A 17,845-nucleotide genomic window follows, 5' to 3' on the forward strand; every position below is an offset into this window, starting at 1 on the left:
TTCTATAGCTTTGCAACAAATGTAACGTAAGAAGAGACTCATAGACTCAGTTCAAAAAACAATTACTCATGTTGATAATCAAATAGTACACATGATCACCATCAATAAGTGATGCAACGTAAGACGATAAATTAATAACAAATAATCAATTAGTTGCATTATTTATTTTCTATTGATGGAAATTAAATAATGTCTTTGTTCCTTAAATATTAAGTTAGCAACGTTACCTATTGTAGCTTCGGATTGAGTTGTTAATAGAGTGCACCCACAGTTTATGTGGTAATTCGCCATTAATGCTTTGCAGACAAAAAGTACAATACGATGCTTTCTTATCTTTATGAGGTATCTGTTTTATGCGTATCTTAAATTCGTTATGGCTTTTGAGCCTTCTATCTCTATCTGGTTGTTCAGGTATGATGGCTGCTTATAATGGGGCAACGGCTATGCAGAATGGAACTCAGGCTGAATATATTGAGAGCGTGGGAGGAAAATCTGCATTCGAAAAGTTGAGCGCAATGGAGCTTTCAATGCTTTGCTCAATGTATGCGACCACAGGAAAAATAAACACCTTTCACGATTGCACAGAAATAGTCATTCGCCGATTTAAAAACGACCCCGATCCTGCGACGCATTTTATAGTAGTTAGCAGCCATGAAAGTATGGTATTGACCCTTAACGGCTTAGGTCGTTATGAAGATGCAGATGACACTATAGACAGAGGCCTTGCACTACTGGACGAAATGGATTTACGTGAAGATGACCGGTATGGGCCTTTGATAAAAACAAGCGAGATCCAGCTTTATGCTGTTAAAGCTGTAGTCGCTCACGAGCTAGGAGACACGATAGAAGAAGAGAAAGCGCTTACCTTTGTTGAAGAATCCATGCCTTGGTTAGACCAACAAAAGAAAAGGTATCGTGAAAAAACGAGTAAGACGTTGTCGCAAGTCTACCTTGCTCTAGGGGAATATGACCGCGCTGCTTATTTTGCTGGTGAACTCCCCGATGATGAACCGTCAGACTGGGACAATTTTGAAAAAGCAGCTGATGCAGTGACTACTTTTGGTTTAAGCCTCGTCATTGATGCCTTAGCAGATGATCAAATAAGGCAAGCCGAACAAAAAGCTAAATTGGCCTTTGATATCAGACTTTATTTTATCGCAAGAGCAGATCTCGAGGGGGAACGCTATGACGATGCACTAGATAACTTCAAAGCACTCGAAGGCTACACATCCATTTCTAAAGACTTCAACCTACACTGGATGTACTGGTATGATTACGGAAGAACTCATTTAGGCTTGGGAGATACCGAACAAGCGCTTGCTATGCTCGAAAAGTCAATTGATGTGATTGAGTCCCAGCGTACCGATTTTCACAGTGAAATGGGGAAAATGGGGTTTGCACAAGGTAAGCAACAGGCCTATGCACTTATGATAATGACTTTGCTCGAAGTAGGAGCTAATGAAAAAGCATTCGACTATGTTGAGCGTTCCAAGGCTAGGGCTCTTATCGATCTACTCGCAGCGCGCGAGAACTTAGACTTAGGTGCGGATCAGGAAGCGAACGACTATTTAGCGCAATTACAACAAGTTGAATCACGCATACCGATGAGCATTGAACCAGTCCCGGAAGATGAGACAAGAGGGTTGATTCGTGTACCAAAGAGCAAATTAAGAGATAAATACCCAGAGCTTACTTCATTGATAAGCGTCGATACACAATCTAGTGAACAAGTAGGTTTGCTACTCAATAAAAATGAAATGTTGGTGGAATACTATCTGGCTGGTGACAATCTGATAGCGTTTGTCATAGAAGATGGAAAATTGAGTGTCTACCCACTCAATGGAAAAAATCTTTCTGAAAATATTCGTACTTATCGTAGTGCATTGATGAAAACACGTAACGAATGGATAAAACCTTCGAAGGTTCTCTATGTTCAACTTATTCGCCCATTCGGCAGTAGGGTTAAAAACAAAAGCTTAGTAATTGTTCCCCATGGTCCACTTCATTACCTGCCTTTCTCTTCACTTTACGATGGGCGTACTTTTATGGTGGATAAATCTCAAATTCGTCTAATGCCAAGTGCTTCTGCGATGAATTATGTAGGACATGAAGTTCAAGATAACAAGAAGATGATGATTCTAGGAAACCCTGAGCTAACCAACCCAGAAGCTAACCTACCTGGTGCAGAAAAAGAAGCGAAGGCTATTGCCGCACTTTGGTCAGACGTTGACATCAGAGTAAAAGATGAGGCGACAGAAACCGCGTTGAAAAACAATGCTGGAGACTACAGTATGTTCCATTTTGCTAGTCATGGTGTGTTCGACCCTAATAATCCGCTCGAATCCAGTCTGCTTCTCTCCCCGGATCAACAGAATGATGGTCGACTGACCGTTGCTGAAATCTATGGGATTAGGATTAACGCAGATCTTGTAACTCTGTCTGCTTGTGACACCGGGCTTGGGGATGTCGTTAATGGTGACGATGTTGTTGGGCTAAACCGTGGGTTCCTCTATGCCGGTGCAGACTCTATTCTCGCTAGCCTCTGGCCAGTTGAAGATGAACCTACCGCGTATTTCATGCAATCATTTTATGGCTATCTAAAGAATAATGACAAAGTTGATGCGTTACAGTTAGCTCAATTGAAGACCCGTAAAAAATATCGTCACCCATCTCGTTGGGCTGCATTTCAGTTAACTGGCGCGTCTAAGTAAAAAGCGTATACAGTGAAAGATCTCTTAATTTTGGAACGGCGAGCGCTAAGGGGCATTTTAACAATGAAGATTCAATGGATTAGCATTTTCTCTATCGTGGGAGCAGTTTTCTTTAGTTGCAATATAATCGCTAGCGAAGAATTCCTTTCATGGAAGAAGAAGAATAACGAAAGTTTTCAGTCCTATAAAAGTGAAGAACGAGCGGCATTCAGACAGGCTTTGAAATCAGAGTGGGAGAGCTTTCAGTTAATTCAGCCTAAAAACCTTTATAGTGAGCCAAAAATAGATACCGTTCCTGTTGCGCCGTTAAAATCTAAACCTCTTATAGATATGCCTAAAAATAATGAGCCTGATATTACGGTGCCCATGGACACGCCTAAGCTCCAACCAGAAAAAACGAAAAAATTAAATCAGATTGAAATTAACTATTTGACAAGGCAGTTCAGATTACCTGAATTCAACCCTAGATATTTACCGTTGAGTGTCGGAAAAACAAATATTACCAGTGCGTGGGAGAGCCTATATCCCGATTTAGAAACGTTGGTCAAAACTATATTTGAAAGCGCTGAATTAAGTGATTTACCGGATTGGGCGTTAATTTCATTGCTTAACGAATATGCACACGAAGTGAACAACTATGATAGCAACGGTAGTCGGTTCATGCTTTGGGGGATGTTAATTGAACTCGGATTCGACGCGCGGCTGGCATATGATGATATAAACCTTTATTTGCTGTTACCAAGTCAACAAAAAATTTACGGTAAGTCATCAATCAAAATCGATGATGTTAACTACTATATTTTTATCGGCGAGTTACCTAACAATCCAATATATACATATATCGCTAGCCAACCAAGTCAAAAGCGTTTTGATTTCTCATTTTCTGATAATCAACCGATTAGAGGGCTTATTCCTGAAAAAAGAACGTTGAGTGATTCTCATACTGGTTTAGATGTGAACTACCTTATTTATCCTCAGCTAGAAGATTATTATCGCAACCACCCATCTTTGGACTTTATTTGGTACTTTAGGGTGTCATTAAAAGATGATTATTATTTAAATTTAATAGACAGCCTAAAAAATAAATTAAATAATTATCCCGTAACTACTCAGGTTAAAATGCTACTTAGTCTTATTCAACATGGGTTTGAATATGAACTCGATAACGACCAATGGGGTGAAGAATACTATTCTACACCGATGCACACACTGATGCTAAAGGCTGCCGACTGTGAAGACCGATCATTCCTATTTTCATATCTAGTAGAACAAGTAGTTGGTATTGATACCGTCGGTCTCAAATACCCGGGGCACCTTGCTGTTGCAGTAGCCTTAGACGAATCTGAAATTGATAACGGTGCAGATCATGTGAGCGTAAATGGCCGAAAATTTTTCATCGCTGACCCAACATATATTGGCGCGACCATAGGTGAAACTATGCCTATGTTTAAGAATGTTATCCCACTGATTATTACGGACTAGAGTTAGCAGTCCGTGTTTGAGGATAGTCGACTAATTTTGTTTCAAGGAAGTTTAAGTACATACGCTATGAATAGAAAATATTTAACATTATTGCTGGTATTTTTGAGTGCGATAACCTCTCAATGTCTGGGTGCCAAAACTTTAGAAGGGGATGGTTATGGCACTGATCTCAAAAAGGCTCAAAAGTCTGCTTTGGCGACATTGGCGAGTAACATTTACGTCAATGTTGAAAGTAAGTCTTCAACATATCAAGACACCACAGGCGTTAATAAATTTAGCTTTGAAGCGACGGTCACGACTAATATTCCAATGTTCGGTGTCAGATACAAGTGTACGAAGAAAAGAAATGAACATTTTTGCACCGCAGTTTTGGATACAAACTCTTCTAATCCATTATACAAACGAGAAATAAAGAGATTGGTAGATGACATTAATGACAACTACAGCATCATTGTTGCCGTGGAGCAATCTGCAAAATTGGACATGTTATATTCGTTGCTTTCGACATTACGGCAGTATGAAAAACTTGTGGTTGTTGCTAGTTTATTAGCTGACCGGAATATTAATATTGATAAGCCAAACATTACAACACAACAAGTAATCAGCAAGATAACAGAGCAACAAAGCGCTGTTCGGTCACTAAATGTTGCAGCGAGACTTCTTCATCAACAAATCGATGAGAAAAATATATACATAAAACCAATAACACTCATGAACTCTAGAGAGATAACGCCTTTCTCGTCAGCTCTTAATGAGGAAGTTAGGTCTCTTCTTAAAACGGTAAAGACAAAAGAACGTGCGACTTTTTTGTTGACCGGAAATTATATAGAAAGCAATTCAGGGATTAAAGTCAGCTATGACCTTTCTGACAAAGATGGTAAGACGCTAAAATCATTTGTCGTTAACTTATTACCCGATAGCTATGTAGACTTTAGGACGACGCCTTTAGCCCCAGATTTCGATCAGTTACTTCATAGCGGGTATGCAGTGTCGAGTGACTTTAAAGCTGCTTTGGCAACAAATAAAGGGATACGAGGATTGCTGTTTAAAGAGTGGGAAAAAATAGAATTGCTTACAAAAGTTAACCAACCCGGTTATTTCTACATAGTCGGTTACACCAAAAAGGCGAAGCTAGAGCAATCTTATCTCGTTGACCTAAATGACGCTCCAGGAGACCGCCGATTTATTACCTATGTTAATGCTGATGAAGTGAATAAATGGATATCACTTGGTGAGTTTGTTGTTGAGAGACCATTTGGTATAGAGAGCCTACAACTGGTGGCATCTACTCATGACTTATTGGGCTACCTCCCATCGTATAAGTACTCTTTCGAGAGCGGTTATTATGTGATATCGGATGATATAGAAGAAGGATTGAAACAAACTCGAGGGATTAAAAAAGTAAAAAAAACAGGCAGCAGTAAGTCTGAAGCGGTTTTGTTATTTACAACTGAAAGTAACTAATAATGGGAAATTGTTTTTATAACAATATGAGGCAAGGTGGATAAGATGAAATTTAATAAGTTGGCTATAGTATTGTTTGCAGCTGGTTTTGTAGGTGCATGCAGTAGTACTTCAGATGAGCGACAGGCCGCTTCTGATCAATCCAACCAAGTGGTTGAGAAGAGCTGGTGTACTTTTGATGATGGAAAAACAGAAGCACCTGAGTTTTTTTGCACTGGAAATATTGATAACTTTGTAGTAACTGGGCGTGGGTCTTCTCCGAAATCTAGCTCCGGTATGAACTTCATGGTTCAACAAGCAGCTTTAGCGGCACGGGTTGAACTTGCACAAAATGTAAGGACTCAAGTAAGCAACATGGTTAAAAGCTATCTTGGCACCACTGGTGTTTCAGATCAGACTAGTATCGACGCTGCTGCGTCTAGTACTTCAAAATCCATAACGGATGAGTCGTTAATGGGGTCTAGAATTATTCGTCGTGTAGTTGGACCAGAAGGTGAGGTCTATGTTTGGGTTGCTATCGATGAGAATAATTTGGTCGCTAAAGCTCAAAATGCGGTTCGCACAAGTATGGCCAATGACGAAGCTGCATGGCAAAAATTCCAGGCAGAAAAATCTCATGAAGAAATGAGTAAAGAGATCGCAGAGCTAAGGGCTAGGCAATAATTACACCTGTTATGTCGTTTGGTTTGTAACATGAAATAAAAATACAGCGACTGAATAGATCAATAGATAAAAAGATAAATGAAACGATAAAAGGGACATACACTTCAATTATTCAGATGTATGTCCTTTTCGTATTCGAAGATAGTGCCAATACGTTGGTCATGTTGAGTTATGACCCTAACAACATTGAACCTGCACTTTTTCTCAGAAATTGGATGATCTAAGAATCGACTGGTCAGGTGGAGTCGAACCTGATTAGTTTTTTTCCATAGCATAATGAAGTCTGTTGAAGATCGAGTCGATAATTGGCAAGGATGCATTAACGGTGATATCGCTCACTGAGGGAAGATTTTAGCCTTGGTAGACGCATTTGAAACCATGACACACGCCCGCGCGCATCAGATTCATACAAAGCGGTATATATCCCATGCTCTGCAAGAAATTAATAACGTCTATCATGGCCAACTAATACTACCTGCTAACTAGCTAGCTCCAAATTGAGATACAGACCTGTGATGGACTATATTTACTTAGTGGTGGTTATCATGGCTTAATGATGACTAACAAGAAGATGAGGAATGAATCTATATGCAATTAGCCGCAATCCTGTGGGACTACGATGGCACATTAGTTAATTCTGTGCCGAAGAATATCGACATAACCAAGTCCATTTTATCAATTGTCGCCCCTCACTTGACGGGAAATAATCTGCCCAAATATTTATTGAGTGAGGCGGCTTATCACATAGCGAATCATGCCGCCAAAAACTGGCAGGAGTTATATTGTAAATATTATGGGCTGACAGAAAGTGAGATGCTAAAAGCCGGGTCTCTTTGGGCCGAGCATCAAAATAGCAATCAAACAGCCGTGCACTTATTTGATGGCATTGATCGTACTATATGGCAGTTCTCTCATATTCCTCATGGTATCTGTTCGCAAAACTCGCAGCAAAATATCCGGCGTGTATTAAAAGACAACGAACTTGATGATTCATTCCGAGCGATTATTGGATACGACGACGTAGATAATGAATCGCAGAAACCCCATCCAAGTGCTGGAATAAAATGTCTTGCGAAGTTGTTTGATGATGTTGTAAACAAATGGGTCATGTATATTGGTGATCATGAAGCCGATGCTGAGTTTGCAAAAAATATTGAAGCTGAGCTAGGGAATGGATTGAAAGTTGTATCTGTCGCAGCGAGCTACAGTGGAGCAAACCCGGACGAGTGGCGAGTAAAACCGGACCACGTTGCAACAAATGTGTCTGATTTACAAACGATAATACTAAAATACAGCGCGTAAAATACAGTCTAAATACTGAAAGCGGAGAGATAAAAAAACCTGTAATTGCGTTTCCCTCTCTGCTTAACATCATTCATTATTGATGATTACAATGACAAGGAAGTGAATATGCAGACGTCATATAAAGGACAATGCTTGTGCGGATCTATTAAGTTTGAAGTCGATGAGATTCAAAAAAAAATGGGGCATTGTCACTGCAGTATGTGCCGCAAATTTCATGGTGCGGCATATGCCACCTATGGAGCAGCTCGTAGTGAGCATTTTAAATGGCTCTCAGGAGAAAAACGGCTTAAGACATACGAAGCTTATAATGGAACAAAAAGACAATTTTGTTCGACGTGTGGATCTAGCCTGCGCTTTATTCCTTCGGACGATAGTGGGGAATTTGTAGAGTTTTCTTTAGGCGCGTTGGATACGGATATACCCCATAAACCTGACGCTCATATTTATACCAAATATGGTGCCAATTGGTGTGAAATATCCGATCAGCTTCCAAGGTTCGAAGAAGGGCGAAACCGCTGAGTTTCTATGGTTATAGACAGTGGTTGAGAAAAGCTTTCTCAACCACTGTCTGGTCGTAAAATGGTGGTCACTAAGGAATCATATACTCGGATCATTTGGGTGTGGCTGTCCGATTTTGGTTTCTAAGTATTGTTTTAGACTGATAACCAGAAAGAAACCCCATTTAGCGTTGCAGTGTTGGTAAAAATCATCGGGTTGTTCCCAACCGTGGTGAGCGAATCTAAGGCATGATCCGCGATCATCGGCAGAGATTGAAAAAACAAATTCACCGGTTTCAACCCATGGTCCACCTGTACATTGCCATCTCACCTCTTTATCGGGGATCGATGAGAGTAACGTCATCACGACTTGATGTTCTCCATTAGGACCAAATGAAAAGGTAAGTTCATCACCTTTCTGTTCCGTTTTTGTCCACCAGTTCGATAATCCTTCTGTGGTCGTTAACGCCCGAAATAGCTGATTAGGTGACGCTTCGATGACTATTTTGTGAAGTATGCTTTGCATGTGTATCTCCTAGTAAGGTCAATAGTTAACCAATAGGTGTACTATCTTCCCGTAGCAAATAAGCGAATTGCTTATTTTGAGTTTATGTCTAAATACCTAACACTCTAGACAAGATCATTGCGACTTTTTCATCGATGGTATTAATTTAATATTGTTGTTCTAAAAGCGTACTGAGGCTGTCGAAACTACTCATCCAGCCAAATCGATGCCCATCAAGTGCAACGTCGTCAGGTAATTTTTCGTGTTTAAGTTGTAACAACGTTGTTTGTCCCTGAGAGATGAAGTTTAACTCAACAATGGTGGTCGCTTTGTGCCCAACACTGCCTTGGCAGGACTGATTCTCAATCTCCCATGTAAAGATTAAGGTGGTTGGTTCATCAACTTCAAGGTACTCACCGTAGTGCCTTATGAGATTTTTATCTGGTGACTCAATGGTGATGTCATAGCGGCCATTTTTTTGACAGTTTGCTTTAACGTTCACAACCGAGAAGTGTTCAGGTCCAAACCAAAGCGCAAGCATTTCGGCATTCGTCCATGCAGCAAATACGCGTTCTATTGGGGCTTTGAATACGTGTTCTAGTTCAAGGGTCTCATTAAACGTTAGTGCGCTCATTATGATTGCTCTTCCTTCGCCAAAAATACATCCAGTGCATTAAATTTGCTATTCCAAAACCTCTCATAAAATTTCATCCAATCAGAAGCTTGCTTTAAAGGCTCTGGGTCGAAACGGCAGTGGTGCACTCGACCATCTATGGTTCGCTTCAATAATCCGGCATTCTCTAATACTTTTACATGCTTAGTAATGGCCGATTTTGTAATGTTGAAGGGCATAGATAGATCTGCAATAGACATCTCGTTTTGACCTAGTCTTATTAACATCTCGCGGCGCGTTGGGTCAGATAACGCGGAAAAAACTTGGGAGAGTTGTTGTTCATTATAGTTAACCATATGGTGTACTATAGTAGCTTAATGTATTTTGATCAAATTTTTAATTTCTTGTGAATGACGCTTGATGCTGCTGGTATATCGTGCTAAATCAAACACTCTCATTTTCAAAAATGTATTTAGAGGTTTCCCATGAATAAACTCAGGTTGAAGGCGGCAGAGCGTGATTTTTTGTTGCAGTTCCCTCAGGGCTTTTCTGATCCTGAAATGGCTAAAATTGCTAAGAAACATCGAGTGCCTCAGATGATAGAACAGTGTCAGGGTTTATTCTCTGTGGAATCCTTCAGCAAGCCGCAACTGGTTGCCGAAAACATGATCAAGGTGATCAGTCGATCTTCGATGGTTTCCTTGTTCGAAAAGCCTAAACTGCGAGATTGGGTAAAGGGAATGACACATGATGAAAGAGAGAGTTATGCATATGCGCTGAAAGATATGCTGCACGGCGACCAAGAATATGGCTTTAACATTATGGGCGATTTGTTAAGGCCTGCTCGGTTAGCCAAATGGTCACTGATGACGATTATTCCAAACTACTATGCGCCACTTGGTGAAGTTTTTGTAAAGCCGACGACGGCGAAAGGCGTCATAAAGTATTTTGAACTGAAAGACTTAGAATACAAACCTACTCCTAGCTATGAGTTCTATCTAAAATATCGCTCGCAAATCATTGAAATGAGGGCGCTTGTCGATGACTCCCTTAAGCCGAATAATGCGGCTTTCTGTGGTTTTTTAATGATGACTACGAGTCAATAGAAATGGGTTTAATTGTCGGGTTGTATCGACGCTCTATATTATTAATAAAGCGTCGATAAGAATTAACGTTATCGTGCATTGCCCATGTTTATGGTCTATATCTAATTTTCATCAAAACAAGTGCTAACGTGGACAATTCATGGTTTTAAAGCGTCAATTTTTTTATCATTCCAGCTTCAGCATGTCCCGGAATATTACAAGCTAATTCTACGTTTTTTTCTCCGTGGAAGTGCCATAAGAGTTGTTTCGCTTTTCCGGGTTTAACGGTGACCGCGTTGCCGCTATCGTGCGCGTGATTACCCATGGCCTTCATCATTTCACGATGTTCAATCTGCTCACTCGCACTACCGATAGAAAACTCATGGTCAACTTTTCCTGTGTTCATAATCACGAATTGAATCACATCATTGGTCTCAATATTTACCTCTTTCTTGAATCGGATTTTCATATCATCAGATAAAAGAACGTGTACTACCTTCGTCGGTTTTGCACCCGCAGCAGGCATGCCAACATCCATCATTCCTTCCATTGCCATGCCATTTGAATGATCCATCGTCATCTCCGTCGAGTGGCCCATTGCGCTGTGGTCCATCTCTTTATGTCCAGAATTTGAATCCGCTATTGCCGTACCAGTCATGGCGATAAGAGCTAAAGTAATCAGTGGTTTTTTCATGTGTATTCTTCCTATATAAGTGATATTCGCTTTGAGCACAACCAACGCGGATGCGCTCGGTAAATGAGATTTAAGATGGTGTTTTTGAGCTCGGTAATCGCTTTATTTCGCGCTGTTTCCAGAGCTTAAATACGGCTGGTAATACCAACAATGTGAGAAGAGTTGCCGAAACCATACCACCAATCATTGGGGCGGCAATGCGTTGCATTACTTCAGAGCCAGTTCCCGTTCCGTACATGATAGGGATTAAGCCGATGATGACGGTTGCAACCGTCATCATTACAGGACGTACCCGCAATCCAGCCCCTTCAATGATGGATTCGAATAAGTCTGTTGATGTGAGAATTTGATCTCGTTCAGTAAGATCAAGCTTACGTTGGTGCCAAGCTTGATTGAGATAGACCAACATGATCACACCTATCTCAACCGCAACACCGGACAGGGCAATAAACCCAACACCAACTGCAATTGAGAAATTGTAATTGAGGTAATGCATGAGCCATAGCCCACCTACCATTGCCAATGGAAGTGTTCCCATAATGATCAACACTTCTCCCACTCTTCTGAAGCTTAAGTAGAGTAAAAGCATGATGATTGTGAGCGTAATCGGAGTAACAACGCTTAATCTGGCTTTTGCTCGTTCCATATACTCATACTGTCCAGACCAAGCTAATGAGTACCCAGCAGGTAGGTTAAGCTGCTCTGCCACTACTTTTTGTGCTTGAGCAACATAAGAACCCAAGTCTCGCCCTTCAATATCAACAAACACCCAGCCATTCGGACGGGCATTTTCTGTTTTTATCATAGGTGGGCCATCTTCAAAACGTATGTCCGCAACATCAGCCAATGCAATACGAGCACCATTTGGAGTAACTAAAGGCAGGCTTTGGAGCTTATCCACCGAATCTCGGTAAGATTGTGGATATCGCACGTTAATTGGGTAGCGTTCCAACCCTTCCGTTGTTTCACCAACGTTCATGCCTCCAATTGCGGTTGATACCACCTGCTGAACCTGCTTAATACTCAACCCGTATCGGGCTGCTTGCTTACGCTTGATGTCTATCGTCACGTAACGCCCTCCAGCAACACGTTCAGCATAAACAGAAGCAGTTCCTTCAACGCCATTTAATAATGGTTCTAATTGGGCCCCAATTTGTTCAATTGTTTTTAAATCGGGTCCGGCTATCTTTATTCCAATCGGTGTTTTTATACCTGTTGCCAGCATATCGATACGAGTCTTGATCGGCATTACCCAAGCGTTCGTCAGGCCGGGAAATTGGATGAGATTATCCAACTCTTTACGCAGTGATTCTGTTGTGACGCCTTCACGCCACTCTTCTTTTGGTTTTAACTGGATGACGGTCTCTATCATCGTTAATGGTGCAGGGTCGGTTGCACTTTCAGCGCGTCCAACTTTCCCCCATGCGGTTTCAACTTCCGGAACGGTTTTAATTAACTTATTGGTTTGTTGTAAGAGCTCTCTAGCCTTACCGATAGAGATACCCGGATAGGTTGTTGGCATATACATGAGGTCGCCTTCATCCAGTGGAGGAATGAATTCACTGCCCATTTTGGTTAATGGAATATACGCTGACGACATGATGATAAGCGCAACGATAACCATGGATTTAGGGTATTTCAGGCTAAGATTTAATAGTGGACGATAGAGCGCAATAAGCGTTCTGTTTACTGGGTTTTTGTGTTCAGGTAAGATTTTACCTCGCACAAAATAGCCCATTAATACGGGTACCAAAGTTATAGAAAGCCCGGCAGATGCGGCCATTGCATACGTTTTGGTAAAGGCAAGAGGGGAAAACATCTTCCCTTCTTGCCCTTCTAGTGCAAATACAGGCACAAAACTAAACGTAATAATGAGTAATGAGAAGAAAAGTGGCGGTCCCACTTCTTCTGCTGCACGCCCAATGACTTGCCAACGGTTTTTGTCTGTTAATGGTGTACGTTCAATGTGCTTGTGTACGTTTTCTATCATGACGATAGCGCCGTCTACCATGGCGCCAATGGCGATAGCAATTCCACCAAGTGACATAATGTTGGCATTTATTCCCTGTGAATGCATAACAACAAATGCCGATAAAATCCCCACCGGTAGGCTTAACGCAATGACCAAGGAAGAACGGATATGAAACAAAAATAGCGCACATACAACGGCAACAACCAAAAACTCTTCCGCGAGTTTTTCCCATAGGTTCTGTACTGCATTGTTGATCAATGTAGAGCGATCATAGGTTGCGACGACTTCAACTCCTTCAGGTAAGCTCGATTGAAGTTGAGTGAGTTTCTCTTTCACGTTGGCAATAACGTCACTCGCGTTCTCGCCGAATCGCATGACAATTACGCCACCAACGGCTTCCCCTTCACCATTAAGTTCCGATATTCCTCTGCGCATTTGAGGACCCAAATTGATATCAGCAATATCACCTAAAAGAAGCGGGGTTCCTGTACTGGTCACTTTTAGCGGGAGGGACTTGATATCTTCAATACCAGAAAGGTAGCCTGTGGTTCTGACCATGTGCTCTGCTTCAGCGATTTCGATGACAGAAGCACCGGTTTCCTGATTACCCGATTGAATGGCCTGATTCACTTGTTGTAGTGTTAAGTCATAGGCTCTAAGTTTCGCGGGATCAATTTGAACCTGATACTGCTTCACCATACCGCCGACCGTTGCTACTTCGGAAACGCCCTTAACCGTTTGAAGTTCATATTTTAGGAACCAATCTTGAATACTTCGTAACTGGGCAAGGTCATGTTGACCGGTTTTATCCTGCAGTACGTAGCTATATATCCATCCGACACCAGTGGCATCCGGACCTAATGTCGGTTTTGCATTCGCAGGCAGCTTTGGAGCAACCTGACTTAAGTATTCTAATACACGTGATCGTGCCCAATACATGTCGGTATCATCGTCAAAAATGATATAAACGTACGAATCACCAAAAAATGAGTAACCACGGACGGTTTCGGCTCCCGGTACGGCGAGCATAGCGGTAGTCAGTGGATAGGTCACTTGGTCTTCTACTACCTGAGGTGCTTGTCCAGGATAACTGGTTTTTATAATCACCTGAACATCTGACAAATCAGGCAGGGCATCAACGGGTGTATTTTTAACACTGTAGAGCCCGGCAAAGACGAGGAAAAACGTGGCGACCAAAACCAAAAATCGGTTGTTGATCGACCATCTTATAATGGCAGTAATCATTATTGACCTCCTGCCTGTTCAATCAATATCAACTGTGTTTCTGCACCTGATTTACTGACTAGAAATCGAATGGCCTGCCCTTCAGAAAATGGCGTTAAATCGATGGCCTCATCCACAGAAAAGTTCATTTCTCCTGCTTCCCATCCCCATTCGGTGACCGCTTCATGGTTTACAGTAATCATGCCAAAATCAGCCATTAACATGCTAATACTGCCATCTATCCATACGTCGTTAGCGATAACAGCGTCTCCGACTTTATAGTCAGTTATCTCGTATTGTCCGCCCTCGGTTTTTTGAATTTCAAAATCGATGGCTTGCCCTTTTTGCACACCTTCAATATTGATACCATCAGCGAAGGTGAAGTTCATCACCATTCCCGGCCATTGCCACTCTTCAACGGGTTGGTGGTTAATGGTTACCATGCGGTGGTCGATCATGGCATCGGTAATCTCACCAACTGCCCAAACGCGGAGCTGGTTTTCCTCGTCTAAACCGTTAATTCGTGACAGGTCTGCACGCTGACTAGATTCGGAATCAAGCATAAACTGTGCAGAAGTGACAACCTTATCGCGATCAGTTAATCCAGCCAGTACCTCTATTTGATCGGATGTTTCACGCCCTATTTGAATTCGGGCAGAGCGATACTGGCCATTGCCCTCAGCCAATACCACACGAGTCATGCCGCCTGAGCGAATCACCGATTCTCTTGGGATAGTCAAAACAGGCGCTTCTGAGCGGGCCTTCAAAGTGACGTTGGCAAACATATTTGGTTTGAGTTCGTTGTTATTGTTAGAGAATTTCAACCTGACACGCAGTGTTCTAGTTTTAGGATCGAGAATTGGATAAATAAAATCGACAGTGCCATTCCACTCTTTACCGGGAAAGGAGCTTAATGTCATTTCTGCTTCTGATCCTATTTTTACCCAATGAGATTGGCGTTCGAAAACCTCGACGTCAGCCCAGACTTCATCAAGAGGTCCTGCACTAATAATCGTTTGTGCAGGTGAAACATAGCCACCTTCTCGAACCTTGAGAGACGCTATTACGCCATTTTCTGGCGCTTTTATGGCTACATTTTGACTTGCCCGTCCTGCTTTGAGAATTTGTTTCACTTGAGGCTTGTCTATGCCTAAAGCGGTTAGACGATCCGTTGCTCCGCTGATAAGAGCTTTTCTCCCAGAACGATAGGCGTTAAGCAATTCTTCTTGAGCCTTAACGAGTTCTGGAGAGTAGATAGTGAAGAGAACATCTCCTTTGTTAACGGCTTGCCCTACTGCATCTATGTTCAGATTTTCTACCCAGCCGCTCACACGTATGTTGGTTTGCCATAAACGACTTTCATCAAAATTAATGTACCCCACTGTTTCAATTTCAGGGGTTAACACATTGAAGCTAACATTAGCGGTTTTAACGCCTAAGTTGTTTTCAACCGCAGGATTAATTCTTACCGTGCCTTGTTTTTCACTGCCACCTGCGGTGTTGTTATCGTCATAAACAGGGATTAGGTCCATCCCCATAGGTGATTTACCGGGTGCATCACGCTGATAGTTAGGGTCCATAGGAGCAACCCAATATAGGGGGGCTTTTTCAGTAGTCCTAGACATGTTCTCTGAGGTCATATCATGGTTGGAAGTTAGATATTGATGACCAGTAAATCCTAGAACGCCACCGATCAAGAGCGCTAGCGTTGCTATTGGTAGTGTTTTCATTATTTTTTTTCCCTAGATGCCATATCAACACTGAGTTCGATAATATTTTGGTCGTAACGATTTAAGGTATAGGCGAGTTGGTTCATCGTTTTGTCTAGATCTGAGAGCAATTTGGCTTCTTCAATGGCCATCGTCAGTTCGTCTCTTGTTGCTAAAATCAGCTCATTAAACTGCACGGTATTATTTTCGTAACCACGTTCTATCGCTTTCGTTCGATTATGGGCCTGTTTTATAAGCACACTCTGATATCTTTCGATTCGTTGCTCTAAATTGCTTTTGTCAATGAACAGCGTGTTTACTTGCGCATTCATCTGTACAAGGAGTAAGTCTTTTTGAGATTTGGCTGCACCAACTTGATATTGGGCGGCAGCATGGGTTCTATCTTGTCGTTTATCCGTGAAAAGGGGGATGTCCATGGTTAAATAAGCACTGACCAAATCAGACGCTGGCTTACCATTCATTCCATTAGATTGACGATAGGCATAACCCACTTCTACACCAAATTGGGGGGCATAAGCCTCTTCTGTGATACGAACTTGAGTCTCTTTCGTTAAGATATTTTTATCGGCGGCCAACACTTTCGGGTGCTGCGTGAGCAAGTCATAAAAGTGAGTAGTATTTTCCGGAAGTTGGCTTAGTTGCACTTTTATATTTGTCCAGTTAAGACTAAGTTGTTGTCCAATATCAATATTTTCTACGTACTCAATTCCAACCCATTCTGATAACTGGGTGCGAACTCGCTGTTGCATTTGTTGGTTTTGCTGTAATTTCTCATCGAATTTACTGACCTGCATTTCCGCAAACAAAAGGTCCTGAGCTTCGCTCTTTCCTAAGGAATAGTTGGTCTGAATAAATGTCGTCATGTCACCCATCAAATCACGCATCTCTTCTGTTAATTGATTCGCACGTTCAAGATATTGAAGTTCGATCCATTGACGAGTGATATTTTTGGCTATATCCAATTTACGTAACTGTAATTGCTGTTCTACCACCTGTGATTGTTGCTCGAAACGCTGTTGGGACAAGTCTAACGTCGAACCACGGCTGAACTGCTGTGCTAATCCAATAGAAATATTGGTCATTGGATCTGCATCAAACTGAAAGCTGTCAACCGGTAAACCACCGACACCAATTTTCATTTTTGGATCCATAAGAGTGGAACTTGCCATTCCGGTTTCTTTAAGGGATAAAACGGTAGAGTTAATCTGGCTGAGACCATGATCTTGCAATACGGCAAGTTCAATAATTTCGTTTAATGAGTAGTATTTACCATCTTGGGCATACAATGGTGCCGATATTGCACTTAATGCGAGTGCTATCGCTATAGGCTTTATGTTCACTTATATTCCAATCGTTAACTGGCGCAAATAGGCCGCAATAGCGTAATATTTGCAAATAAAACAGATCACACGGAAAAATTCCGTGTAAAACGATGTTGATGACGTTAAATCATCAGAAAGGAATTAAGCGATAGGGGGTTTATAGAGCGCATTAGCAATTGAGCTTATACGTCTTGAAGGTTCTTTTGAGATTAAGATTAAACTGTGTGGTTGGGTATGGCTGTGTACCGACTCGATGATTAATGAGAAACTTACTACGCAGCTAATGGCATTACATTGATGATCTGAGGTTATATTATCAGGGTTACAACATGATGCTTCAAAATCAACGGTGTTTTTCGTTGCAGATGCGCAATGACTATCTGGCGTATCTGATTCCATCGTCATTTGGTGAGAAACATCGGTTTGATCGGTAACTGTAACTTGATTTGCTACGGCCATTTGAATCGGCATAAGAGGGTTACTAGACACAATACTGGATAGCAATAAAGCAACCAGTGTGATTGTCGTTAACCAAATTGTGCGCATTTTGTTTTGCATCACAAGCTCTTAGTCCAAAT

15 protein-coding genes are annotated in these 17,845 nt (G+C 41.7%); 7 read left to right on the top strand and 8 right to left on the bottom strand.

Translation table 11 applies throughout. From position 1 onward, the window contains the following. Positions 1-353: 353 nt before the first annotated feature. The 6 genes from IUZ65_RS20650 (at position 354) to IUZ65_RS20675 (ending at position 8,144) form a co-directional block, all read left to right on the top strand. Positions 354-2,711 carry a CHAT domain-containing protein gene (locus tag IUZ65_RS20650; protein ID WP_195705901.1) on the top strand — a complete coding sequence of 786 codons (2,358 nt, stop codon included), beginning with the start codon at positions 354-356 and terminating at the stop codon, positions 2,709-2,711. Positions 2,712-2,774: 63 nt separating this feature from the next. Beyond that, the gene (locus IUZ65_RS20655) at positions 2,775-4,193 is read left to right on the top strand and encodes a hypothetical protein (protein ID WP_195705902.1); all 1,419 of its coding nucleotides are present in this window, start codon (positions 2,775-2,777) and stop codon (positions 4,191-4,193) included. A gap of 66 nt (positions 4,194-4,259) precedes the next feature. Next, positions 4,260-5,657, top strand: a complete 1,398-nt coding sequence (locus IUZ65_RS20660) for a hypothetical protein (protein ID WP_195705903.1) — start codon at positions 4,260-4,262, stop codon at positions 5,655-5,657. Between the two features lie 45 nt (positions 5,658-5,702). Continuing rightward, complete coding sequence (locus IUZ65_RS20665) at positions 5,703-6,320, top strand: LPP20 family lipoprotein (RefSeq protein WP_195705904.1); 618 nt, start codon at positions 5,703-5,705, stop codon at positions 6,318-6,320. 588 nt (positions 6,321-6,908) lie between these two features. Beyond that, a complete protein-coding gene (locus IUZ65_RS20670) occupies positions 6,909-7,622 on the top strand; it encodes an HAD family hydrolase (protein WP_195705905.1) in 714 nt (237 codons plus the stop codon). 108 nt (positions 7,623-7,730) lie between these two features. Beyond that, positions 7,731-8,144: a GFA family protein gene (locus IUZ65_RS20675; protein WP_195705906.1), complete on the top strand. Its 414-nt coding sequence runs from the start codon at positions 7,731-7,733 to the stop codon at positions 8,142-8,144. A gap of 78 nt (positions 8,145-8,222) precedes the next feature. Here the strand turns inward: IUZ65_RS20675 and IUZ65_RS20680 are convergent, their stop codons facing one another. The 3 genes from IUZ65_RS20680 to IUZ65_RS20690 all read right to left on the bottom strand — a co-directional run bounded on the left by IUZ65_RS20680 (position 8,223) and on the right by IUZ65_RS20690 (position 9,596). Continuing rightward, entirely contained in the window at positions 8,223-8,648 is a 426-nt protein-coding gene (locus tag IUZ65_RS20680) for an SRPBCC family protein (protein ID WP_195705907.1), read from the bottom strand. A gap of 145 nt (positions 8,649-8,793) precedes the next feature. Further along, positions 8,794-9,261 (bottom strand): SRPBCC family protein, encoded by a 468-nt coding sequence (locus IUZ65_RS20685; RefSeq protein ID WP_195705908.1) that lies wholly within the window; start codon positions 9,259-9,261, stop codon positions 8,794-8,796. Beyond that, positions 9,261-9,596 (bottom strand): ArsR/SmtB family transcription factor, encoded by a 336-nt coding sequence (locus tag IUZ65_RS20690; protein ID WP_195705909.1) that lies wholly within the window; start codon positions 9,594-9,596, stop codon positions 9,261-9,263. The genes IUZ65_RS20685 and IUZ65_RS20690 overlap by 1 nt, the downstream gene beginning before the upstream one ends. Positions 9,597-9,725: 129 nt before the next feature. Here IUZ65_RS20690 and IUZ65_RS20695 point away from each other — a divergent pair, with 129 nt between their 5' ends. Then, positions 9,726-10,346, top strand: coding sequence for a hypothetical protein (locus tag IUZ65_RS20695; protein WP_195705910.1), 621 nt, complete (start codon positions 9,726-9,728; stop codon positions 10,344-10,346). A 145-nt stretch (positions 10,347-10,491) separates the two neighbouring features. Here the strand turns inward: IUZ65_RS20695 and copI are convergent, their stop codons facing one another. From copI to IUZ65_RS20720, 5 genes are all read right to left on the bottom strand, one after another. Then, on the bottom strand, positions 10,492-11,019 hold the full coding sequence (gene copI, locus IUZ65_RS20700; protein WP_195705911.1) for a copper-resistant cuproprotein CopI: 528 nt from the start codon (positions 11,017-11,019) through the stop codon (positions 10,492-10,494). A 70-nt stretch (positions 11,020-11,089) separates the two neighbouring features. Continuing rightward, a complete protein-coding gene (locus IUZ65_RS20705; RefSeq protein ID WP_195705912.1) occupies positions 11,090-14,236 on the bottom strand; it encodes an efflux RND transporter permease subunit in 3,147 nt (1,048 codons plus the stop codon). After that, positions 14,236-15,945 carry an efflux RND transporter periplasmic adaptor subunit gene (locus IUZ65_RS20710; RefSeq protein WP_195705913.1) on the bottom strand — a complete coding sequence of 570 codons (1,710 nt, stop codon included), beginning with the start codon at positions 15,943-15,945 and terminating at the stop codon, positions 14,236-14,238. The genes IUZ65_RS20705 and IUZ65_RS20710 overlap by 1 nt, the downstream gene beginning before the upstream one ends. Beyond that, complete coding sequence (locus IUZ65_RS20715) at positions 15,945-17,285, bottom strand: TolC family protein (protein WP_195705914.1); 1,341 nt, start codon at positions 17,283-17,285, stop codon at positions 15,945-15,947. Before IUZ65_RS20715 ends, IUZ65_RS20710 begins: the two co-directional genes overlap by 1 nt. A gap of 123 nt (positions 17,286-17,408) precedes the next feature. Beyond that, positions 17,409-17,825 (bottom strand): hypothetical protein, encoded by a 417-nt coding sequence (locus IUZ65_RS20720; protein WP_195705915.1) that lies wholly within the window; start codon positions 17,823-17,825, stop codon positions 17,409-17,411. Positions 17,826-17,845 lie beyond the last annotated feature (20 nt).

Source organism: Vibrio sp. VB16 (assembly GCF_015594925.2).
Lineage (GTDB): Bacteria > Pseudomonadota > Gammaproteobacteria > Enterobacterales > Vibrionaceae > Vibrio.

What these genes read in the sequence shown, in the direction of transcription:
- IUZ65_RS20655 (WP_195705902.1), top strand. Translation starts at nt 2,775, where the DNA reads ATGAAGATTCAATGGATTAGCATTTTCTCTATCGTGGGAGCAGTTTTC.
- IUZ65_RS20685 (WP_195705908.1), bottom strand. Translation starts at nt 9,261, where the DNA reads ATGAGCGCACTAACGTTTAATGAGACCCTTGAACTAGAACACGTATTC.
- IUZ65_RS20660 (WP_195705903.1), top strand. Translation starts at nt 4,260, where the DNA reads ATGAATAGAAAATATTTAACATTATTGCTGGTATTTTTGAGTGCGATA.
- IUZ65_RS20690 (WP_195705909.1), bottom strand. Translation starts at nt 9,596, where the DNA reads ATGGTTAACTATAATGAACAACAACTCTCCCAAGTTTTTTCCGCGTTA.
- IUZ65_RS20680 (WP_195705907.1), bottom strand. Translation starts at nt 8,648, where the DNA reads ATGCAAAGCATACTTCACAAAATAGTCATCGAAGCGTCACCTAATCAG.
- IUZ65_RS20665 (WP_195705904.1), top strand. Translation starts at nt 5,703, where the DNA reads ATGAAATTTAATAAGTTGGCTATAGTATTGTTTGCAGCTGGTTTTGTA.
- IUZ65_RS20675 (WP_195705906.1), top strand. Translation starts at nt 7,731, where the DNA reads ATGCAGACGTCATATAAAGGACAATGCTTGTGCGGATCTATTAAGTTT.
- IUZ65_RS20720 (WP_195705915.1), bottom strand. Translation starts at nt 17,825, where the DNA reads ATGCAAAACAAAATGCGCACAATTTGGTTAACGACAATCACACTGGTT.
- IUZ65_RS20695 (WP_195705910.1), top strand. Translation starts at nt 9,726, where the DNA reads ATGAATAAACTCAGGTTGAAGGCGGCAGAGCGTGATTTTTTGTTGCAG.
- IUZ65_RS20705 (WP_195705912.1), bottom strand. Translation starts at nt 14,236, where the DNA reads ATGATTACTGCCATTATAAGATGGTCGATCAACAACCGATTTTTGGTT.
- IUZ65_RS20710 (WP_195705913.1), bottom strand. Translation starts at nt 15,945, where the DNA reads ATGAAAACACTACCAATAGCAACGCTAGCGCTCTTGATCGGTGGCGTT.
- IUZ65_RS20650 (WP_195705901.1), top strand. Translation starts at nt 354, where the DNA reads ATGCGTATCTTAAATTCGTTATGGCTTTTGAGCCTTCTATCTCTATCT.
- IUZ65_RS20670 (WP_195705905.1), top strand. Translation starts at nt 6,909, where the DNA reads ATGCAATTAGCCGCAATCCTGTGGGACTACGATGGCACATTAGTTAAT.
- copI (WP_195705911.1), bottom strand. Translation starts at nt 11,019, where the DNA reads ATGAAAAAACCACTGATTACTTTAGCTCTTATCGCCATGACTGGTACG.